This window comes from Terribacillus sp. JSM ZJ617 (genome assembly GCF_044383785.1).
Taxonomy (GTDB): domain Bacteria; phylum Bacillota; class Bacilli; order Bacillales; family Amphibacillaceae; genus Terribacillus.
The window spans coordinates 1,220,844-1,242,575 of the sequence record NZ_JBISEQ010000001.1 but is presented as its reverse complement, the minus strand read 5'-3'; the positions used below and the strand labels follow the sequence as shown (position 1 = coordinate 1,242,575).

The following is a 21,732-nucleotide window of genomic DNA, read 5'->3' as shown; positions in this document are numbered from 1 at the left end:
TCCTTACATCGACAGGTTTCTACATATATTTGGTAAATTAATTGTAAATTTTCCTTTACATTAAAGAGATTTGATTTGCTAAATAAGCGCATGTAGCGTAAAAATAAGAGAGTACAATTTGTCAGAGAGAGGATTCAGGGAAATGCTAAAACACGTTATCGCTTATGCACACGAACTGATGGAGCAAGTGATTCAGCCAGGAGATACAGTCATTGATGCAACATGCGGAAATGGGAACGATACACTCGTACTCAGCCGTTATGTCGGCGAAGATGGAAAGGTGCTGGCATTCGATATACAGGAGCAGGCCATCGAAATGACGAGTAAGCACTTAAGCCTGCATGATGTCACGAATACGACTTTGATTCTGGACAGCCACCAGCGTGTCGATCATTATATAACTCCCGAAGATGAAGGGAAGCTTGCTGGAGCCATTTTCAATTTAGGCTATTTGCCAGGGAGCAGTAAAGCTATTACCACCAATGCAGAAAGCACGATTACTGCAATTGAGAAAATCCGTCACGCAATGAAACCCGGCGGCAGAATCGTTTTGGTCGTTTATCATGGCCATCCGGAAGGCGCCATTGAAAAAGAAGGACTGCTTGCCCACGTAAAGGATTATGATCAAAAACATTACGCCGTCTTGCAGTACCGTTTCCTTAACCAAAAGAATACTCCGCCATTCATCATTGCAATCGAGAAGAAAAAATGAAAGAAGCGCGAGCCCCTGGCCAATCGGGGTACGCGCTTCTTTTTTATAGGCTTTCAGCAAGAAACTTGATAATATTCGGTGTTATACATATACTCAAAGTCTGTTTTTTAAAAACTGATACGCCATCTGATCAGCTTCCTCTCCCATTGTGGGGCCGTGATTAGCCTTGGAAGCAGCTAGATACATAGCCTCCGCACCAGAAGACACTAGGGCTTTATAAAGGCTCTCGCTTTGCTCAATCGGTACCAGAGGGTCTTTACTCCCATGCAAAATCATCATCGGTGGATTATCGGCGCTTGCGTATGTAATCGGACTGCATTTTTTGGCTAGTTCTATATACTTCCAATCCAGTTCACCCGTATCACCGCTTTCCAGCAATCCATTCAAATCCAACAACGATTTTCCAGGCTCAGTATATCCAAGAATTTGGGTTACAACAGTATCCATGGACTTGTCTGCATGATCAACTTCTGTTCCAGACAAATTCTTTAATGCTGCATTGGTATCACTCTTGATGAGTTCTACTATGTCGGATGGCGCATAAAAAATTGCTGCTGCCCTTACCGCACTTGTATATTCTTGGTTACCGCCGACATCCCCTTCCATTTCCCTGCAATTTGCGCTCATTGCGACCATTGCTGCTAGATGTCCGCCAGCAGAGTTCCCCAACACGCCAATTCGTTCAGGATCGATATGGTATCTATTTGCATTCGCTTTCAAATAACGCACCACTCCCTTGCAGTCATGAATGCACGCCGGGAAAACAGACTGACTGGCCAAGCGATAGGATGGAGATACAATGGTATATCCTTGTTCTACCAACTTTATAAGTTCCCTGAAATATACTGCTTTCTGGGTAACCTGCTTGTATTCTCCATACATCCACCCACCACCAAAATAGTAAATGATGCAGGGACCTGGAGTTTTCTGGTTAAGGTCTTGATAAATGTCCATTTTCAGTGTGTATGACTCACCAGTATCAAGCGCTACCTCGGCAAAGGGTATATCTTCGTAGCGCGGCGGACGGCCTGGCGGACATAATGGTTTTACATTAGAAATCTGTTGTCCCATACACGTTTCCTCCCAATATATGTTTCAGTCTTTTATAGACCACCTAGTTGATAAAGGATTCATCCTGATTTGGAATCAAGCTCTCTATCAGGTTAAAACAAAAACGACTCCAGCTTATTCCTCGTTATACAAGCTGATTGCATTCCATTCATCAGTTCCTGTTATTACATAATCAACTTACAGGGAACATAATCATCGCACCAACACTTAGCGCGAATATTCGAATCACATACATAGGTACGGAGAACAGCCAGAACTGCGGCAGCTTATACTTACCCATACCTAAGATCATAGCAGGCATACCATCGACTGGCATGTAGCCGCCGTTCCATGCAGATATTACAACTGCAACCGCTGCAGCAGTTGGATCAAGACCCAAACTCAGGCTTGTTGCAATAGCGATCGGTGCAAAGATATATACAGAACCCATATTTGAACCAGTAAACGTAGCACATGTACTAGTTAAAAGAGCAAAAATGAAGATCAGCATGAATGGACTGATATTAGTCCCTAAAGAATTTGCCACGTAGTCTCCTACCATAGCTGTGAATCCAGTCTCCGCCAACGCATTGGCAACCCCTATAACACCGGCCATTAACAGGATGACTGGTGCACTCATATTATCTCGAACTTCCTTGAAGTCAAGTACATTAATTATCAGCAAGAATGCCCCAGCCAAGCCAGGTATGACATAAGCCGCTTCGCCGAATAAATTCATGAGCATCATGCCTGCTACACTTAAGACAAAAGCCGCTATCGTAGCGTATTCTTTCCATTGAGGCATGGTATTGATTTCAGACGCAACTGCCACTTCATCAAATCCAGAATCTTCCGAAATCGGATGATCTGGCAATAGACGATAAGCAACCAAAGCCCACGCCAAAAAACCAAGGGTCAAGATGAAATTCACCACTGCAAACTTAGACATAGAAAGCCCGCCGGTAAATCCAGCTGTTTCCAGTACACTGACAGTAACACCATAAAACAGCGCCACATTGAAAGGAATCAAAGGATGGTTAGTCGCAAATCCCAAAGGCATCATTAATTTAGACGTAGGCATTTTTTTATTGTAAGGGATAGTAGATATCAAAGATAAAATAAGCACGTAGTATCCAGTGGAACCAGGTCCAGCTAAACTGGCACCAAACATAACCACTACAATCAAAAGAGCATAACTTTTGTATCCTCCCTTATTCACCAAAGCAAGCATAGAACTTTGAACCTTACCAATTACACTCGTCTTCATTAGTCCCGCCATGACAACCATAAAGCCGGCGACCATGATAACGCTTGAATTTACAAAGCCGGCGAAAGCCTCGGGAACTGTGGCCAGACCTGTCACTACAAGCAAAAGGGAAGCTATGAGTGGTGGTGCGCCGAAGGCAAACTTATCTGACATGATCATCACAATCATCAGCACCAAGATACCAAGTGCAAGATACATATCCATTGTCATTTTTGTTACTCCTCTCTTAAGTGATGACACTTTGCCATCATCTTGAAGACTTCCTAGAGTCTCTTATGAGTTGTACATCATACTCCCTTACAATCTCGAGCTAATCCTTCCCGATGAAGCGGTTACATTTTAAGGCGCTCCAATGGAAATTTTATATAGGAGCATGTTAAACCTCTCAGATTGCTCTGCTGCAATTCAACCGCGCACCTTTTCTAGCAATGTGTTCAAACTATATGCGACAGCGTTGCATGAAAGTGTGCTGCGGCTGCTATGCAAACGCAGCACACCGATGCTAGAGTATTAGGAGACAGCCGCTATGTCGCCCCACACTCTTTTCATTTACTGGTAGATTCATCTGGCCTTTCTACTTAGCTTATTTCTCCAGAAGTTGGATTGTAGACCCCTTCGTATTCGCGCTTTGCGCCATAAATGTCCTCAACTGAAAAACCATTATATTTTACACACATTCTATTTTTATACGCGTAAACTAGGTGTAGATACCCTTGCGGATCCTGATAAATAGTTGGATATTCGAACTGTGAATTGTTCGTTTTATTCTCCACTCCAATGAAACCTTCAGCGTGTTCTATAATCCGACCAATCGGCCAAGTTTTACCAGCATCCTCCGACACGGAAACTACGACAGGGTTTCGTAATCCAGGCCAAGCTACTTTGCCTTTTTCAGGGTTATTAGCTGAATTAGCGTTATATGCAATCGCAATTGCACCGTTATCCAGTTTGATTGCGCTTACACTTGAATTGTTATTTGGCAAGGTTGTTGGCTCAGGAGCTGTCCAAGAATCTCCATAATCGGCCGACTCACTTCTATATATATAATCTGCGAATCTGCTTCTCATAAATGCCACGAGATGACCATTCTCCAATTCTATGACGTTGGCATGTACTCGTCCATTACTATCAGGCATACGTACTTCTTTCCAAGTCAGTCCTTCATCGTCCGACACATGCATTACTGTGGGATCATTCGTCAGACCAAATTCGGAATCTTCACATACCCACGTGCTGAAAATCCATCTGCCATTGCTTAATACTTGAATAGCTTGTCGTGCAAAAGTACCTTGCTGGTTGAACAACACTTCTGGCTCGGACCAACTTTCACCATTGTCACTTGTTTTTTGATACTTAATAATGGAAGTGAATTGCATATTATCTTTATCTGGCTGTCTGCCTTCCTGGGAAGTATAGATCAACCAAACGGAATTATCGGGTGCATGGAAGAATGATGGGTTTTGCTCACTGCGCGTATCGTCCTGTGAGATGATTTTCGGTTCGTTCCACTCTTGGGAGAGATGATCGAATTTAGATAATACAATTGAAATGTCCGGGCTGCCTTCAAATGAACCTGCAAACCACGCACATAGTAAATCACCATTTTCCAACTTTGTAACAGTCGGTGCATGTGCAGTTGAGAATGGTCCGGATGGAATCAAAGAAAAATCAATATTTGTATATGCATCATGATATAATTTACCGTTTGGAATTGACTCGTTAATTACTATTTTATTACTCATGCTATTCACCTTATCTTTCTATTTAAATTTCGATTTTAATAATTGCTTTTTTATAACTCGTCGTTTCATCTATATGTTTTAGAGATTTATGTCCATCGTGAGGCAGACAAATGTAGGCCATGCCTTTATTGATTTTCATAGTCGTTTTCGGACTGCCGTTTAATCGAACGACATCTTTCTCGGCATTGTATGTAACATCTACTGCTAATTGATCAATGGGTGCCCATGCTACATATTCCGATCCATCCAATACAATTTGAATATCGATATATTTTTTATGAGCTTCAAACGTCCCTTCATCTATGTGAGTCGTAGATCCTTCCTGAAAGAACAAATAGCCTCCATCAAAATCAAATCGCTTATTATAATCTATCTTTGCTTCTTTGAATTTCTTTAAACCGTTGTCGAATTTTGGATTTAAGGATTTATACTCATCCAAATTCTCTATTACATCGAAGATCACACAATTCACTCATTTCTGCATTAACGTTATGAGCTAACTTCTTCCCCAGATAAGGGGTTACATTTTTCACATAAGCTTCTTTGAAAACTTCTTGAGCAAGATTCTAGGTTCGACACCCATACTGAGATTTTTGGGGAACAAGCACCCATTTTGCATAATGACTATTTTAATTCTTATTTCAAAACTTCCTTTGGAGACAAGTCAGCTGCCGATTGGATAGCTGCAAGCATACTTCTTTCATCTGCAATATTTTTTCCGGAAATATCAAATGCAGTACCATGGTCTACGGAGGTACGAATAACACCGCCATTTAAACCAACCGTGATATTGACCCCCTCTTCCAAGCCTAATACCTTTATCGGAACATGGCCTTGATCATGATAACAGGCAACGATCAGATCAAAATCACCACGAACTGCTCGGAAAAACACAGTGTCTGCAGGATGCGGACCGCTTACATTTATGCCTTCAGAAAATGCTTCCTGTATTCCAGGAACTAGTTTTTCTTCTTCTTCCCCTTCACCAAACAACCCATTTTCACCCGCATGTGGATTAATTCCGCAAACCGCGATGCTTGGATTTGTATATCCTGCACGTGTCAACGTTTCGTGAGCAAGCTTTACAACCTTATACGTTCTTTCTGGCGTGATAGACTCTACTGCACTAATCAAGCCAACGTGTGTGGTTAAATGGATGACTTTTAGTTTTGGCGAAGATAACATCATGGAATAATCAGCTGTTTCCGTTAACTCTGCAAGAATTTCAGTATGTCCTGGATATAGATGTCCTCCTTTGTGGAGGGCTTCTTTATTTAATGGCGCGGTACAGATCGATTGAATCTCCTTCTTTTTTGTCAACTCAACTGCCGTTTTCAAATATTGGAAGGCAGCATCTCCTGCTTTTGGGGATAACTCTCCAAAAGGTAAATCAGCTGGCAATAAATCCAAATCAATACAATCGATTCTGCCAAATTCAAATTTACTATCTGAGACAGATGCAATAGTCTCAACGGTTAATGGAGATTGTGTGACGCGGATGGCTCTTTCAATTATTTTCGTATCACCGATCACAATCGGTCTGCATATATCGTATACGGCTGTATGGCTCAAGGCTTTTACAATAATTTCAGGACCCACACCGGCGGCATCTCCCATGGTAATCCCTATAATCGGCTTCATCATATTCCCTCCCACGAACTTCATGCTCGGCCTGTCAGCATTTAGCCATGCTGAAAGCTATAGTAACAACTAAACTAGTAATTTGCGATAAATCGTTTCCATATCCTCTACACTTATATCCTTTGGATTGTTATCCAACAGACGTGTGACTTTAGAAGCCGAAATAGCTAATTCCGGGATATCTTCTTCTGTTACGCCATATTCCTTCAAGTTTTGTGGAATTTCCAGTATGTTCGTCCATTCTACAATACGGTCCACTACATTTTGAGCCACTTCTTCTTTTGAATGCCCTTGAATTTCAATGCCCATTGGTTCAGCTACAAGGTACAAACGATCTATTATGCTATCCATATTAAATTCCATGACATGAGGTAAAAGCATTGAATTTGCTACACCATGAGGAATTTTGAACTTTCCTCCCAATGGATAAGCCAGTGCATGTACAGCTGCTGTACCCGCTGCCGTCAGGGCCATCCCGCCATACATAGAACCAACAAGCATTTTTTCTCGCGCTTCAACAGACTGTCCATCTTGATAGGCTTCAACGATACTCGACGAGATAAGGCGAATAGATTCTAACGCAACCATGTCACTGATTAAGTTTGCTTTGGTTGAGATAAATGATTCCAGTGAATGGGTAAACGCATCCATTCCTGTTGCAGCTGTAATAGGCTTTGGTAACCCTAAAGTTAAAAGCGGATCAAGGATTACAATGTTCGGCAGAAGATGCTTGCTTACTATTCCGACTTTTAATTCTTCATCAGGCAATGTAACGATCGCGTTTGGCGTTACTTCAGCTCCTGTACCTGAAGTAGTGGGAATTAACACTGTTGGGGTACCAGGTTTTTCAACTAAATCTGTTCCTAACAGTTCACGGACTGATTTATCATTCGTTCTTAATACAGATAGAATTTTAGTGGTATCAAGAACGCTTCCTCCTCCAATACCAATTAATACGTCGTAATTTTCAATGGATGTACTTTGAAATACTTCTTCGATGTTTTCAACTGTTGGTTCAGGAAGGATGTTCGTATTAACTTGCGCCTTAATACCCTTTGCTGATAGTTGGTTTGTTATTTGATCTACAAACCCTAAATCTTCCATTGGCGGCTGTGTAATAATTAAAGCCGACTGTATTTTTGTGCCTACTAAATGAAGTTGCTCTCCTAAATCACCAAGAGAATTTGGTCCGGCAATAATATGATCTGCTGTTTGAAATTTATATAACTTCTGCATTGTCGTTTGTATTGTCCTTACCTCATTTCCTTCACTTTTTATGAATGCAATGGAGTATAGTGTCACTGGCACTGGCATTCTTATTTAAATTCCGCTAATACTGCTCCATCCAACCAACTATTGTTTAATTTTTAAACACCATTCATTTTTATAACGCTTTCATAAATTCATTATATATATAGTTGTTTAATTTATCAACATATTTTTTGAAATTTACATGCACTGTCACCGGGAGATGGTATGGAAGCAAATCCGGATACACCTATCACAGTCACAAGCAATTTCCGAATGGTGTCATCCTGATATAATGTGGATTTGAAATGAGCTTAGAATGTCTTAACCGGTACCGGAGTATGTACAGAAATTCCTGTTGTTCGACCTGCTCATGTGTTTTTAGCAGTCGTTCATCAGAGAAGAAAAAATGAAAGAAGCGCGATCCCCTAGCCAATCGGGGTACGCGCTTCTTTCATTTTATTGTATGCCTTGATATTCAAATGGAAAAACTTCGATTTGTTGCCGCTTGCCTTGAGCAATGTTTTGATCATCTCTTTACTATCCGAAAGCAGACTCACTTTGCGATCTGCCAAGTACAGTCCGACAAGCCCGTGATGGACCATCTCATGGAATGACGCATGCGGTAGACGCTGGACACTTTCGTTCGTCCGTTCTATGAAGTATAGGAGTCTTTCCTTCATTTCCTCCGAGTCTCGGTAATAATGGCAGAAATTCAGATCGCCTTCCTCTTCATCCTCCATCTGATCAATATAGTAATCGAGCAGAATGTGAAGTCCTTGCATATATGGAAAATAGCTTTGATAGATATCATCAGCCAATTGCTGGTCGATTTCCATCCCCATTCCATAAGAAACAAAGCAGAAGATACCGAGTGTCGACCCGCTGCATGCCGAGAATTCATACCACGTAAGATCCCGGTGTTCCTCTTGATGCAGGGCAAACCAGTTTGTCAGTCTTTCAATCCGTTCTTCCTTCGCTACATGCTTGTGCACTTGCAAATCGCCGTATAATCCAGAAAGTTTCAGCAAATACGGCTGCAGAACTTGCAGATTAGGCTGTTTGCCAAGGATAGTCTGACACGTGAAAACAAGCGAGTGCAAGTATCCGCCGTCTTCTGTTTCATCACGCAATGCATAATAATCCTTCAGCTTTTCACCTGGCTGCAATGCATCCAGCATTGATTGATGCAGCAGGCGAAAATCGTCTGGATCGAGTGAAGTACTGCGATCACATAAATTATCGAGATAGTCACTGATAGTCTGATAGGCAATAATGAACTTGATTGCCTGCTTCCATGCATCACCAGCAAGCAGACTGTACACCGCTCCACCCTGGCAATGGAAGCGTTTGGTCCGAATACTCTCCAGCGCCTGCTTTCGCAGTTCCGGATCCGGTATCGCTTCTGCCCTCTGTGTCCATAGTTCCAATTCTTTATGTACTTCCGGGAATATTTTCCGATATACTTGATGCATAAGTAAAACCGATGACTTTGGTATTTGTTGGGTCATAATGTGATTTCGCTCCTCGAATCCGGGATTGTCTTCATTCCAAAAAATCTATTAATTCTATAAGAACATAAACGAAGGGAGTATTCAAATGATATACGAATACGACAAGAAACGTCCACATGTTCACAAAGATGCTTATGTTGCCCCTGATGCTGTTATTACAGGGGAAGTTACGATTGAAAAAGATGCCAGTATATGGTTTAAGACAGTTATACGCGGAGACGTTGCTCCAGTTGTAATCAGTGAAGGCGCCAATGTCCAAGATCTTTGCGTCCTTCATCAAAGCCCTGACCTTCCTCTTATTATAAAGGAAGGAGCCACGATTGGTCATCAAGTTACGCTGCATTCTTGCACAATAGGGAAAAATTCCCTTGTAGGGATGGGCTCACTCGTCCTTGATGGTGCGATCATCGAGGATGGCGCATATGTAGGTGCGGGGTCACTCGTGCCTCCTGGCAAAACGATTCCTTCCGGCAAGCTCGCATTCGGCAGACCTGCTAAAGTCATTCGTGATTTGACCGAAGCCGATTACAAAGATATGGAGCGCATACGAATGGAATATATCAAGAAAAGCAAACAGTATAAAGAAACAACATAAAAAGCCGCCCCTTTTACAGGAACGGCTTTTTTATTATGTGGTCTGCAGCTTGCTTTCCACTCTGTCGACTTTTTGGAACTCCGCAAAGTCATACTTACGTTCAACATAAATCTGATGCCATAGCATGAAGGCAAGTACAGTCCAAATTTTACGGCTGTAGTCTCCCTTGCCTTGACAATGCGCATCCAACAGATTCAAGATATAGTCTTTATGCAAAAGATGATCTGTTTGGCTTTCATGGATGAGTGTCTTCGCCCAGCCATTCAATTCGTTTTTCAGCCAGTGGCGCATCGGTACTGGGAAACCAAGTTTTTTACGATGTAAAACATGATCCGGCACAATGCCTTCTACTGCTTCACGAAGCAGGCTCTTTGTTGTGTTGTTAGCGATTTTCAGATCTTCCGGAATCTCACGGGCAACGCGGAATACTTCTTTATCCAAGAATGGTACGCGAAGCTCAAGTGAATGTGCCATTGTCATCTTATCTGCTTTCAATAGGATGTCTCCGCGCATCCATGTATGAATGTCGATATACTGCATCTGATCGACAAGGGATTCGTTTTTCACATTCGCATACAATGGGGCAGTGATTTGTTGATAATGGATTGCATCATTGTATGTTTTCAATAGCTTCTGCTTGTCTGCATCTTCAAACATTTTAGCATTTCCGATATAGCGATCCTTCAATGGTGTTGTACCACGCTCTAGGAAGCTCTTACCGCGTACACCTTCTGGCAAGATTTTAGCCACTCTTGCAAGCAAAGCTTTTGCAGGTCCAGGAATGCTGTCGAACATGCGCAAGGATTCTGGCTCACGGTAAATATTGTAACCGCCGAATAGCTCATCGGAACCTTCACCAGAAAGTACAACTGTTACATGTTTGCTAGCTTCTCTTGCCACAAAATAAAGGGCCACAGCGGATGGATCAGCCAATGGATCATCCATATGCCACATGATTTTCGGAAGTTTCTCTAAATATTCTTCTGGTGTGATGATATGGGAATAGTTTTCTACTCCGAGTTTTTCAGCCGTTTCTTTCGCGACATCAACTTCGGAGAATCCTTCCCGTTCAAAACCTACAGAGAATGTTTTCAAATTCGGATTAAATTGCTTCGCAATGGCTACAATGATGCTGGAATCAATTCCGCCGGAAAGGAAGGAACCGACCGGCACATCACTTCGCATATGCTTGCTCACAGAATCATGAAGAACATCCTGGATACGCGTGATCCAAGCTTGCTTGTCCATGATCTTCGGTGAGAATGTCGCATGCCAGTATCGATGGAATTCTATCGGTTCACCTTCACGCTTCACGAAGTAATGACCAGGCTCTATCTTTTTGATACCTTCTGTCATCGTGAATGGCTCCGGTACATACTGGTAGCTCAAATAATGCTGCAGCGCTTCGGTATCAACTGTTTCTGATTCTTCCAGAAGTGTGATGCTCTTCTTCTCAGAAGCGAAGAAAATCTCATCTTCTGTCTCCTTATAAAAGAGCGGTTTGATGCCGAATGGATCACGTGCTCCGAAAAGTGTTTTCTTTTCTTTATCCCATAGCAAGATGCTGAACATACCGCGAAGCTCTTTAAATGCTTCCGTTCCGTATGTATGGTACATCGCAGCGATGACCTCGGTATCGGATTCCGTTTTGAACTCTGCGCCTTTTTTCAGCAATTCTTCACGAAGCTCTACATAGTTGTAGATTTCTCCGTTGAAGACCATCCAGATTTTTTCGTCGTCATAGCTTAATGGCTGGACACCAGCCTCGATATCAATAATACTCAAGCGGCGGAAACCGAATGATACATGCTCGTCATGGTAATATCCTTCATCATCCGGACCGCGGTGCGTGATGATGTTGTTCTGTTGTTTGAATTTATCCTTATCAGCTTGCGTTAGTTGTTTTACGTTCTTTCTAATTACGCCAATCAAACCACACATTTACTTATTAGCCTCTCTTTCATTACTTCTAGCCATTAATTATAGCATAAAACAATTCGGTTCTTGAAGGAAGATTATGGGCGCCGACACAAAAAAAAGCAAGAGCGTAATTATCGCTCTTGCCTTTCAAGCAGATTATGCAAATGTATAGCTTTCCAGCTGTACTGCTTTGTCAGTCTGCTCCCAAGGGAAGTTTTTATCTGTACGTCCGAAGTGACCGTATGCAGCTGTATCTTTGTAGATTGGCTGACGCAGGTTCAGCATTTTGATGATGCCGGCAGGACGAAGATCGAATAGATCGCGTACTGCTTTTACCAATGCCTCTTCGGATTGTTTGCTTGTTCCGAAAGTATCGATACTGATGGAAACTGGTTCAGCAACACCGATTGCATAAGCAAGCTGTACTTCACATTTATCAGCAAGACCTGCTGCAACAATGTTCTTCGCCACATAACGTGCTGCATAAGCACCGGAACGGTCCACTTTCGTAGCATCTTTCCCGCTGAATGCTCCGCCCCCGTGACGAGCATAGCCGCCATACGTATCAACGATGATTTTACGGCCAGTCAGACCTGCATCACCTTGCGGCCCGCCGATAACGAAACGACCTGTCGGATTGATGATGTATTTCGTATTTTCGTCCAGCAATTCCGCTGGAACAACAGGTTTGATAACAAGCTCTTTCAAATCAGCGTGGATCTGAGATTGCTCGACTTCCGGATGATGCTGCGTGGAGATGACAATCGTATCAATACGTACTGGATGATCGTTTTCATCATATTCTACCGTTACTTGTGTTTTCCCATCCGGACGCAAGTAATCCACAGTTTCATCTTTCCGTATCTTCGCCAATTGCTTGGATAGACGGTGCGCCAGTGAAATTGGCAGAGGCATGTATTCTGGTGTTTCATTGCTTGCATAGCCAAACATCAAGCCTTGGTCACCTGCGCCGATTGCATCGATTTCTTCGTCTGTCATCAGCCCTTCACGAGCCTCAAGCGCCTGATCGACACCGCCTGCGATATCTGGAGATTGCTCATCGATTGCTGTCAATACAGCACATGTATCAGCATCAAAGCCATATTTCGCACGTGTATAACCAATTTCCTTGATTGTTTTACGGACGATGCTTTGGATATCAACATAAGCGCTTGTTGTGATTTCACCTGCAACAAGTACAAGACCTGTCGTAACAGTCGTCTCACAAGCAACACGGGCATTCGGATCCTTAGCTAGTATTTCATCTAATATAGCATCCGAAATCTGGTCACAGATTTTATCCGGATGGCCTTCAGTAACGGATTCTGAGGTAAATAATCGACGATTAGCAGTCATTCTGCCAAATCCCCCTTCAACTACGATTAATACGGAAGTTTTACTCTTTCCAAGTATGTTATTAAGAAACTTGATAATGGGTGAAGGTTGAAAGAGCACTACCAATAGTATTGCTCTTTTTCTGTTATTAAGCCGTTACATAAAAAAAACCTTCCATCATAACAGAAGGATGGCTTATTCCCTCTCTTATCGTTCAAGGTATCCCTTGCTCAGGTTGAGCACCATTTCACAAATGTGACGGTTGCCGGGTTTCTTAGGGCCTGTCCCTCCGCCTACTCTGAATAAGAGTGTTTTCCGTTCGCAACTATGTTATCGGAACAGCCTACAGAAGTCAACAAAATCATGTTAATACCAACTAAAAAACTAGGAATTATTATTCGATAAAGCATCCGCTTATTGATTGCATTTTAAAATAGTATGTATTAATATTTTAATGTGTTATACTAATTAAAAATTTAAAAAAGGCGGGATCCAGATGCGAATGATGCACGCATTAACAGCGTTAGAAGAAATGCGCTCCCAATCCAATGTAAGAAAAAACTTATCCGCGGCTCAGCTGACGGAGGCGGCATTGTCCCGCCAGGAAGCACGTCTGACAAAGACTGGTGCTCTGCGGGCTGCGACAGGAAAATATACCGGCCGCTCACCAAAAGATAAATTCATCGTCAAAGACGAGCTTTCCGAAAACAAAGTGGACTGGGGAAAAGTCAACCAGCCTATCAGCGAAGAAATATTCGAACACTTATTAGGTAAAGTCGTCGACTACCTGCAGGCGCAGGAAGAAGTTTTCTCATTCCAAGGCTTTGCCGGAGCTGATGAACGCTACCACCTTCCGATACAGGTAATCAATGAATACGCTTGGCATAATCTGTTTGCCCACCAATTGTTCATCCGGCCGAGTGAAGAAGAGCTGGCTGCACATAAACCTGCATTCACTGTCATCTCTGCTCCTGGTGTAAAAGCAGATCCGCTAGTCGATGGCACTAATTCAGAAGCATTTGTAATCGTCTCTTTCAAACAGCGCGTAATCGTGATAGGCGGTACAGAATATGCCGGGGAAATGAAGAAATCCATTTTCTCTGTAATGAATTTTCTCCTGCCGCAGCAGGAGATCCTTCCGATGCACTGCTCAGCCAACGTCGGACCTGATAATGATACAGCCCTCTTCTTCGGTTTATCCGGAACAGGTAAGACGACACTATCAGCTGATCCGAACAGACCTTTGATCGGGGATGACGAACACGGCTGGTCACCTGATGGTATCTTCAATATCGAAGGCGGCTGTTACGCTAAGTGCATCAATCTTTCCGCTGAAAAAGAGCCGGAAATTCATGGCGCCATTAAATTCGGTACGATTCTTGAAAATGTAGCAGTTGATGAAGCTGGTGTTTGTGATTATGAAGATGGATCTGTAACGGAAAACACACGTGCAGCTTACCCGATTGACTACATCAAGGGCAGTCTGCCGAAGAGCTTGGCAGGTCATCCAAAAACAATCGTCTTCCTGACAGCAGATGCGACCGGCGTCCTGCCGCCAATCAGTAAACTGACAACTGAACAGGCAATGTATCACTTCCTTAGCGGCTATACGAGCAAGCTTGCCGGAACAGAGCGAGGCGTCACAGAACCTGAAGCAACATTCTCGACTTGCTTCGGTGCTCCATTCCTGCCGCTGGCACCTTCTGTTTATGCTGATATGCTCGGGGAAAAAATCAGTGAGCATCAAGCAGAGGTATATCTAGTCAATACCGGCTGGACGGGTGGAGATTATCACTCCGGTTCCCGAATGAAGCTTGCCTTTACAAGAGCAATGGTTCAGGCTGCTCTCAGCGGAGAACTGCATGATACAGAGACTACGCAAGATCCGATCTTCGGCCTGCATGTTCCTGTTTCTATTGCAAATGTGCCAGCAGAGCTGCTGATGCCGGAAAATGCATGGGAGGATAAAGCTGCTTACAAAGCGAAGGCACAAGAACTTGCAGTAAAATTCCATCAAAATTTTGCTAAATTCGATTTCATTGATGAAACTGTCCGCCAAGCAGGACCGCTATACAGATAAAAAGAACTGCCCCATAATCGGGGCAGTTCTTTTACATTGTCTTTTCAAACTTATCTATATGGTGCAATGCACTAGGCAGCACCTTATCTTTCATCATAAAGCTATATTCTGCATGCTGTGCCAGATGGGAAGGGAACTTCTCGACCAGTACTGGTCCATATGTTTCCAAGTAATTGGATTTCTTTTTCAGTTCCGAAATGATGGCATAATAGACATTCTTTACGATATGTCCAGCCTTGCCAGCTACGAAGTACTGACCGACATACTTCAGCTGCTGAACCACACCGCCAGTCTCCTCCATTACCTCCCGCAAAGCAGCGTGCTCAGCGGTTTCTCCTTTTTCCACCTTGCCGCCAGGGAACTCCAATCCCCGATCCTTATGACGCGTGAGCAGCCATTTGCTGCCGTATCGGCAAATCACCCACACATGTTTAGGCTGATCAGAAAATGGATGATCGGCAAAAGACATCTTCACTTCATTATTGTAGTAATCTCTGAACGTAATCATCTTCCCACTGCCTTCTTCACATCAAACCTACAAGTATTTGACTGCTGCGATCTTCCAGCCTCCGTCATACAAGAATTTGATCTCGATTGTATAGTTACCGTGCAAATCATCGGTATTGCTTTGTGTAATTGTAACATACTTATCGGAGTCTGTTTCCACTTTGTATGAATTATCAGGATTGAACCAAGCAGGTGTCTCCGTTGGCAGAATATACAAGCCATCCGCTTCCTCTGTGAAATAGAAATCGACAATCGGCCCGCTAACATCTCTGGTAGCCACTTCGTCAAAACTTTTTAGCAAATCTTCCTTCGTACTATAATTTAGAACTTTGTAATTTGTATCAATGTCCTGTGTGACTTTATCCATAAATGCATCTGTCAGTTGTACTATTTGTTCTTTATTCAGTTCCGCCTTCTCGACAGTCTCATTTTTTTCAGCTGTAACTGCAGATATATTGTCTGTTTGGTATGATAGCGCGAATGTAAATGGGACTAGGAGCATGATGATTGCAGCTATTGCTTTTTTCCAAGTTGGTTGAAGCATAAATAGTCCTCCTTATGTAGTCATGTTATAGGTATTCCTCATCTGTAAGCATTTAAAACCCTGAATGTTTGTAGGATTTTCATACTGTTTGTCGCTTTCTGACACTTAACCTCCATTAAGTATTCAAACGCTATATTTGAATACGCATCTTATTTGTAAAATAAAGGGAAGTGAGCATATGAATTACAAATGGCTTGATGAAGAATTACATACAACACGTTTAACTCAAAATCCTTTCTAATTTATCTGGCTAACAAAAGATAATGGATGGTTATTCTTGATGAAGCACTGGTATCTAAGTTTGTTTATACTCAGCACTATTTCCATCCTGTGGTGCAGCTGATTCTTTCCCAGTGAAGCAGCAGCGGATCAGAATAAAACAATTCCTTCGGCTGATGATATAAAGTTTCGATAAACTTATCTATGCGGCTTACATCGATAAAGCCTCTCACTTGCCACAATATATAAATTTACAGATGGCAATAGATGCTTCTGCAGGCGGAGAGTCAGCTGCGATTGATATCGATCAGCTATAACATAGGAAGACTTCAATCGTAAGGAACCGACTCAGATACTGCCGAAGCTCAAAATGCCCCGGACATAGCAGCTTATACATCCTCTGACTTCTAATGTATCCAGAACTCGTTTAGATGCCAGCTTTATAATGACGTGAGTATTAACAACTGCTGCTCCCTAAAGTAAGCATTTAACCTGACTCTAGTGCTGACGTCTCACTCCTCATCTAGGTATTATGCTTCCCTTTTGTAATCATTTCCAAAAAAGTCGTAGTTACTTATTACTGAATGTAGAATTTTGTAGGAAATTGTGAAGCGAATTCATGTAAAATACGTAATGAATTGATAAGCTTTCCATACGGACTAATTTTTGACATCTATTGTAATAAGACATGCTCCGTTTGTAATAAGGTAACGGGGTCCGTGAAAAGCAAATTATTTTGGAGGGATTAGATGAAATCGGTAAAACACCTTGGCTGGTTAGTATTAGCACTGGCTCTATTCTTGACTGGATGCGGAACAGACAGCGCTTCTACAGATGCGGAAGGCAAAGAAAAGAAAGGCCCGACGCCGGAAGAAATCCTGCAAAAATCCGCCGAAGCCAATGAAAACTTGAATAGCTATGATATGGATATGACAATGGATATGGACATTAAAGCTTCTGGAATGGATCAATCCATGACTACAACTGCAGACGGTACTATCGTGATGGATCCACTTTCCTCAAAACTCAGCATGGATTCCATGGGACAGCAATTCGATATGTACATCAAGGACAATATGATTTATATGTATGAGCCAGCATCCGATATGTGGATGAAGATGGATGCTGAATCAGAGATCGGCGCTTCACTTGGAACCGATCAGGTTGCACAGCCTTTGGATGAGCAGATCCAGCAAGTTAAAGATTTGGCAGAAAGTATCAAAGTATCCGAAACGGATACGGAATATGTACTTGATGTTGTAGTAGCAGAAGATAAGATGATGAGCTTTATGGAAGAACAGATGGGTGCAGCAGGCGAAAGCCTCGAGAGCATGGGTAACTTTACTTTCGATAAGTTCAATTACACGATCTCCATCGATAAAGAAACAAATTATCCGAAGAATATCAAATTGGATATGGTCATGAAGATGGAAGAAGCCGGTGACGAAGCGACCGTCAATGCATTGATGGATATGAATTACGAAAACTACAATGCAGCAGACAGCATCGAAATTCCAGCTGAAGCAGATAGCGCAGTAGACATCTCTGATCAACCAGCTGCAACTTACTAAACAAAAAAGGCACCAGGATACCCTGGTGCCCTTTCACTTTAAATATTATATTTCACATCTGCATCTTTTTCGAGCTCGTCCACTTTTTCAAGCATGACTGTCTGCAGGTTCTGCTGTTCCATTGTTGCTTTCAGCTGATCTTTGATGTCATCATATTTTGGCAGGCTGTCTTCCTGTTCACTTTCTTTAGCCTGTTTTTCCATTTCATCATAATATGTCTTCATATCGTCTTCTGTCACTTCTTTTGGTGAGAGCTCTTCATCCACATATTTATTTACAAGCAAACCTTCTTTCAAACGCTGCTTGTACTCATCTTCTGTTGTACCGGCAGCTTCCAAAGCTTCCTTGAATTTGTCTTCATTTTCGAACTGTTCTTTTGCAGATTGCATTTGCTCATCCACTTCTTTATCAGAAACCTCGTAGTTTTTCTTCTCCGCTTCCTGGAAAAGCAGTTCATTTCCTACAAGACTTTTCAACACTTGGTCCTTTAATTCCTTCGCACCATCATCAGTTGTCGGATCCTCTCCGTTGGCCTGTGATTGCTGCTGAGCAGAAGAAAGAAGTGAATTATACTCTTCGCCTTTAATCTCCGTACCGTTGACAGTCGCAACTGTCTTATCCGGATCTACTTGCTGTTCCTCCATCTTTTTCTGCATTTCTTCCATTTGCTTTTGTGCTTCTTCCTGATCAGCTGTGGAAGCATTGTCAGATGATTTATCCTCATCATTCCCGCATGCAGCCAATACGATAGCTAGTACCAGCATCAAGCATAGGGTTGTAATACGTTTCATAAAATAGAAACCCCTCTCTTCGTGTATGGTTACGAATGTAACATCTATTAGCTGTCAACTCAAGTATACCACGTATTTTTAGTAGAAAAGTAAGAGAAAGGCGCCCAGTTAGTGGGCGCCTTTTCAAGCATACTGTTTTTTACTATTTTTATGATCTTTCACTACCAGGGCGGCATGTACGGCTCCCGGAACGAAAAAGATGAGCGTCAATATTAGATTAAGCAATGCTTTAAATGGCTTGCCCGTGAACAAAACGGCAACAGGCGGCAATACAATTGCCAGCAGGTACATAAACATAGGTACTCCTCCTCTAAGCAGCATTACTATAGAAGTACCCTAATCTGCTCCCTTTGACACCTATTCGCCAGCAGATACCTCTTTGGACACGTGCAGCAAGTAATCCAAATCCACCTCTACCCCGATACCAGGTCCATCTGGAACTCGCATGCTTCCTTGTTCCACTCGCAGCGGCTTTATCAGCAGGTCTCGGTCGAAATAGCGATCAGATCCAGACAAATCACCAGGAATTGAAAATCCAGGCAAGGAGGCGAGCGCCAGATTATGCGCCTTCGATATACCAGTTTCCACCATTCCGCCGCACCAGACAGCTAAGCCAGCCTGCTGGCATAAATCATGGATTCGGATCGCTTCCGTCAAGCCTCCTACCCTGCCAATCTTGATATTGATGGTTCGGCATGCTCCCATTTCAAGAGCCTGCCAGGCATCCGAAAAGCTCTCCACTGTTTCATCAAGACAAATGGGCGTGTCCATGCGCTGCTGCAAGCGATGATGTAAAATTACATCTCCAGGCAAAAATGGCTGTTCGATCATCTGTAAATTCAAACTGTCCAATTCGGCAAGCAAGGGGATATCCTCTCCCTTGTACATCCCATTACCGTCAATCATAAGCGGCAGCTCTGGATCAATTTCCTTGACCAGCTCAATGGCCTTGCGCTCGTTATATTTTGTCACTTTCAGCTTGGCACGCTCAAAGCCTTGGCTGCGTATCATCTCTATAGTCTGTTCAAGATCATCGGACAAGCTGATGACTGCTCCTGCTTTCACTTTCGTCCTTGTACCGCCGATGCAAGAAGTGAGGCTCTTACCCTGCTGCTTCGCGTATAAATCCCATACCGCTCCTTCGACAGCAGCCTTGGCCATTTGATTGCCGACAATGCCTGCAAACAGCTGCGGAACTTCTGTCGGATGATTTAGCTTATTGGCGAATAAAAGCGGAAGTAAAGATTCCTGAAGCAAGCTCCAGCTCGATGCAACTGTTTCACTCGTATAAAAAGGAGCAGCAAAAGCAACTCCCTCGCCAAAGCCAGAACGCCCATCATGATCCTGAAGCTCGACAATAATGCCTTCTCTTTCGTTCAATGCACCAGCATGAGTCGTGAAAGGTTGTTTAAGCGGCAGCGTGTATCGGAATAGACGATAGCTTCTCAGTTCCATCACGCACTCCCCTCATCTAACAGGTGCTGCAGCTTATAGCGCATCAGTTTATTACTGGCGTTACGCGGAAGCTCATCCACAAAGTGCCAGTACTTTGGAATTTTATAGCGGGCCAGTTTTTGCTGGCAATACGCCTGTAATTCATCGGCGCTCACTTCTGCACTTTTTACAAGGAATGCTACTGGTACAGCTCCCCAATTCGTATCAGCTTTCCCGATGACAGCTGCCTCTTTTATGCCAGGGTGACTTGTCAATACACCTTCCACTTCTGCAGGATAGATATTTTCACCTCCGGAAATAATCAAGTCCTTCCGCCGGTCAAGCACATACAAGTATCCCTCTTTATCTGTGTAGCCAATATCTCCTGTCGCAAGCCAGCCTTCCCGGAAAGCTCCATCTGTTGCGTCTGGATTCCGATAATATCCTTTTGTAATCATAGGACCTTTCACTTGGATTTCCCCGGGCTCTTCCGGCTTGGCAAACCCGGTCTCGGTCATGATGCGCAGCTGGGCAGGAACTAGTGCTTTTCCGGCAGATCCTAACTTACGAATACTATCCTCAGGGCTTAACGTCACGATTTGTGACGCAGTTTCGGTCATCCCATACGATTGGAATACAGGGATATCACGCGTTTTTGATTCCTCAAGCAAATGGAGCGGAGCAGGTCCTCCGCCCAAAAGCATGCAGCGGAATTTCTCGGGATATGTGACACCATCTTCCTCCTGCAGCCTCAGCAGGCGCTGAAGCATGACCGTCACAACAGAAACGATGGTCACTCCCCGCTCCATGATCGCTGTTTGTACGTCTTTTTCATCGAAGCTCTCGGTCACGTATAATGGCATCCCGTAAATGGCACTCTTGAAAATGGTCGATAATCCGCCTACATGGAACATCGGCAGAGGAGACAGCCATTTATCCTCCTGTGATAGACCGAGATTCAGGGCAGACCCTATAGCACTCCACCAGTGGTTGCCATAAGTATGCTCGACGCCTTTCGGATTGCCTGTTGTACCGGAAGTATAGATGATAGTGAACACATCATCCAATTGCAGCTCTGTGCAGCATGTATACTCCTTTTCAGGCTGGTTCTGCAGCATTTCGATTGTCACTGAAGGAACACCAGTATCTTTTGCCTGCTTTTCAAATCTTGCCTCAGTGAGCAATAATTCAGCTTCACTATCCTGCAGCTGGAATGACCATTCAGCAGCTGTCAATCTCGTATTAAGCAGGATCAATGTTGCCCCGATATAGCTCATAGCATGGACAAGCATCACCATCTCCACACTGTTATGGGACAGCACGGCGACCCGGGATCCTTGCTTTACACCTAGCGAAGTGAGCTTCCGAGCCCGGATATCGACTGCTTTATGCAAATCACCGAATGTTATTGTCGTTCCCTCGGGCGTCTCCAAAGCTAAACGCCCTGGACTAAGATCAGCCTGCTTCTGCAGCCAATGCGGAATGATTTCCGTCATGTTACATCCATTCCTTTCTGTCATAAAGAAGAACCTTTGCAATATGCTGCAAAGGTTCCTGGTGAT

At 43.2% G+C, this 21,732-nt stretch carries 19 protein-coding genes and 1 riboswitch; of the genes, 4 read left to right on the top strand and 15 right to left on the bottom strand.

Going from position 1 to position 21,732, the window contains the following annotated elements; translation table 11 throughout:
- Positions 1–142 precede the first annotated feature (142 nt).
- On the top strand, positions 143–712 hold the full coding sequence (mnmM, locus tag ACH6C1_RS06205) for a tRNA 5-(aminomethyl)-2-thiouridylate-methyltransferase MnmM (RefSeq protein ID WP_095224439.1): 570 nt from the start codon (positions 143–145) through the stop codon (positions 710–712).
- A gap of 93 nt (positions 713–805) precedes the next feature.
- On the opposite strand, the gene ACH6C1_RS06200 is transcribed toward mnmM, so the two are convergent.
- From ACH6C1_RS06200 to ACH6C1_RS06170, 7 genes are all read right to left on the bottom strand, one after another.
- Positions 806–1,783, bottom strand: coding sequence for an alpha/beta hydrolase fold domain-containing protein (locus tag ACH6C1_RS06200; protein WP_374075502.1), 978 nt, complete (start codon positions 1,781–1,783; stop codon positions 806–808).
- 172 nt (positions 1,784–1,955) lie between these two features.
- Positions 1,956–3,239 carry an SLC13 family permease gene (locus ACH6C1_RS06195; protein WP_374075500.1) on the bottom strand — a complete coding sequence of 428 codons (1,284 nt, stop codon included), beginning with the start codon at positions 3,237–3,239 and terminating at the stop codon, positions 1,956–1,958.
- Between the two features lie 368 nt (positions 3,240–3,607).
- The gene (locus ACH6C1_RS06190; RefSeq protein ID WP_374075498.1) at positions 3,608–4,771 is read right to left on the bottom strand and encodes a sialidase family protein; all 1,164 of its coding nucleotides are present in this window, start codon (positions 4,769–4,771) and stop codon (positions 3,608–3,610) included.
- 22 nt (positions 4,772–4,793) lie between these two features.
- Positions 4,794–5,234: a NanQ anomerase/TabA/YiaL family protein gene (locus tag ACH6C1_RS06185; protein WP_374075496.1), complete on the bottom strand. Its 441-nt coding sequence runs from the start codon at positions 5,232–5,234 to the stop codon at positions 4,794–4,796.
- Positions 5,235–5,407: 173 nt separating this feature from the next.
- Positions 5,408–6,412 carry a 4-hydroxythreonine-4-phosphate dehydrogenase PdxA gene (gene pdxA, locus ACH6C1_RS06180; protein WP_374075606.1) on the bottom strand — a complete coding sequence of 335 codons (1,005 nt, stop codon included), beginning with the start codon at positions 6,410–6,412 and terminating at the stop codon, positions 5,408–5,410.
- A gap of 69 nt (positions 6,413–6,481) precedes the next feature.
- The gene (locus tag ACH6C1_RS06175; RefSeq protein ID WP_374075604.1) at positions 6,482–7,648 is read right to left on the bottom strand and encodes an iron-containing alcohol dehydrogenase; all 1,167 of its coding nucleotides are present in this window, start codon (positions 7,646–7,648) and stop codon (positions 6,482–6,484) included.
- Positions 7,649–8,088: 440 nt separating this feature from the next.
- On the bottom strand, positions 8,089–9,171 hold the full coding sequence (locus tag ACH6C1_RS06170; RefSeq protein WP_374075494.1) for a tetraprenyl-beta-curcumene synthase family protein: 1,083 nt from the start codon (positions 9,169–9,171) through the stop codon (positions 8,089–8,091).
- Between the two features lie 88 nt (positions 9,172–9,259).
- Here ACH6C1_RS06170 and ACH6C1_RS06165 point away from each other — a divergent pair, with 88 nt between their 5' ends.
- Positions 9,260–9,769, top strand: a complete 510-nt coding sequence (locus ACH6C1_RS06165) for a gamma carbonic anhydrase (protein ID WP_374075492.1) — start codon at positions 9,260–9,262, stop codon at positions 9,767–9,769.
- 33 nt (positions 9,770–9,802) lie between these two features.
- On the opposite strand, the gene asnB is transcribed toward ACH6C1_RS06165, so the two are convergent.
- Positions 9,803–11,710, bottom strand: coding sequence for an asparagine synthase (glutamine-hydrolyzing) (asnB, locus tag ACH6C1_RS06160; protein WP_095224281.1), 1,908 nt, complete (start codon positions 11,708–11,710; stop codon positions 9,803–9,805).
- A gap of 135 nt (positions 11,711–11,845) precedes the next feature.
- Positions 11,846–13,045, bottom strand: a complete 1,200-nt coding sequence (gene metK / locus ACH6C1_RS06155; RefSeq protein ID WP_374075489.1) for a methionine adenosyltransferase — start codon at positions 13,043–13,045, stop codon at positions 11,846–11,848.
- 183 nt (positions 13,046–13,228) lie between these two features.
- Positions 13,229–13,333: riboswitch (SAM riboswitch) on the bottom strand.
- 187 nt (positions 13,334–13,520) lie between these two features.
- On the opposite strand from metK, the gene pckA reads away from it, so the two are divergent.
- Positions 13,521–15,104: a phosphoenolpyruvate carboxykinase (ATP) gene (pckA, locus tag ACH6C1_RS06150; protein ID WP_374075487.1), complete on the top strand. Its 1,584-nt coding sequence runs from the start codon at positions 13,521–13,523 to the stop codon at positions 15,102–15,104.
- Positions 15,105–15,135: 31 nt separating this feature from the next.
- Here pckA and ytkD read toward each other — a convergent pair whose 3' ends face one another.
- Positions 15,136–15,612 (bottom strand): RNA deprotection pyrophosphohydrolase, encoded by a 477-nt coding sequence (gene ytkD, locus ACH6C1_RS06145; protein ID WP_095224284.1) that lies wholly within the window; start codon positions 15,610–15,612, stop codon positions 15,136–15,138.
- 27 nt (positions 15,613–15,639) lie between these two features.
- Entirely contained in the window at positions 15,640–16,155 is a 516-nt protein-coding gene (locus ACH6C1_RS06140; protein WP_095224285.1) for a hypothetical protein, read from the bottom strand.
- Positions 16,156–17,123: 968 nt separating this feature from the next.
- Between ACH6C1_RS06140 and ACH6C1_RS06135 the strand changes: the two genes are divergently transcribed.
- Positions 17,124–17,945, top strand: a complete 822-nt coding sequence (locus ACH6C1_RS06135) for a DUF6612 family protein (RefSeq protein ID WP_374075484.1) — start codon at positions 17,124–17,126, stop codon at positions 17,943–17,945.
- Positions 17,946–17,983: 38 nt separating this feature from the next.
- Here ACH6C1_RS06135 and ACH6C1_RS06130 read toward each other — a convergent pair whose 3' ends face one another.
- The 4 genes from ACH6C1_RS06130 to ACH6C1_RS06115 all read right to left on the bottom strand — a co-directional run bounded on the left by ACH6C1_RS06130 (position 17,984) and on the right by ACH6C1_RS06115 (position 21,666).
- Positions 17,984–18,736 (bottom strand): SurA N-terminal domain-containing protein, encoded by a 753-nt coding sequence (locus ACH6C1_RS06130; protein WP_374075482.1) that lies wholly within the window; start codon positions 18,734–18,736, stop codon positions 17,984–17,986.
- 123 nt (positions 18,737–18,859) lie between these two features.
- A complete protein-coding gene (locus ACH6C1_RS06125) occupies positions 18,860–19,027 on the bottom strand; it encodes a YqaE/Pmp3 family membrane protein (RefSeq protein WP_374075602.1) in 168 nt (55 codons plus the stop codon).
- Between the two features lie 66 nt (positions 19,028–19,093).
- Complete coding sequence (gene menC, locus ACH6C1_RS06120) at positions 19,094–20,191, bottom strand: o-succinylbenzoate synthase (protein WP_374075599.1); 1,098 nt, start codon at positions 20,189–20,191, stop codon at positions 19,094–19,096.
- Positions 20,191–21,666, bottom strand: coding sequence for an o-succinylbenzoate--CoA ligase (locus ACH6C1_RS06115; protein WP_374075480.1), 1,476 nt, complete (start codon positions 21,664–21,666; stop codon positions 20,191–20,193). The genes menC and ACH6C1_RS06115 overlap by 1 nt, the downstream gene beginning before the upstream one ends.
- Between the last annotated feature and the right edge of the window lie 66 nt (positions 21,667–21,732).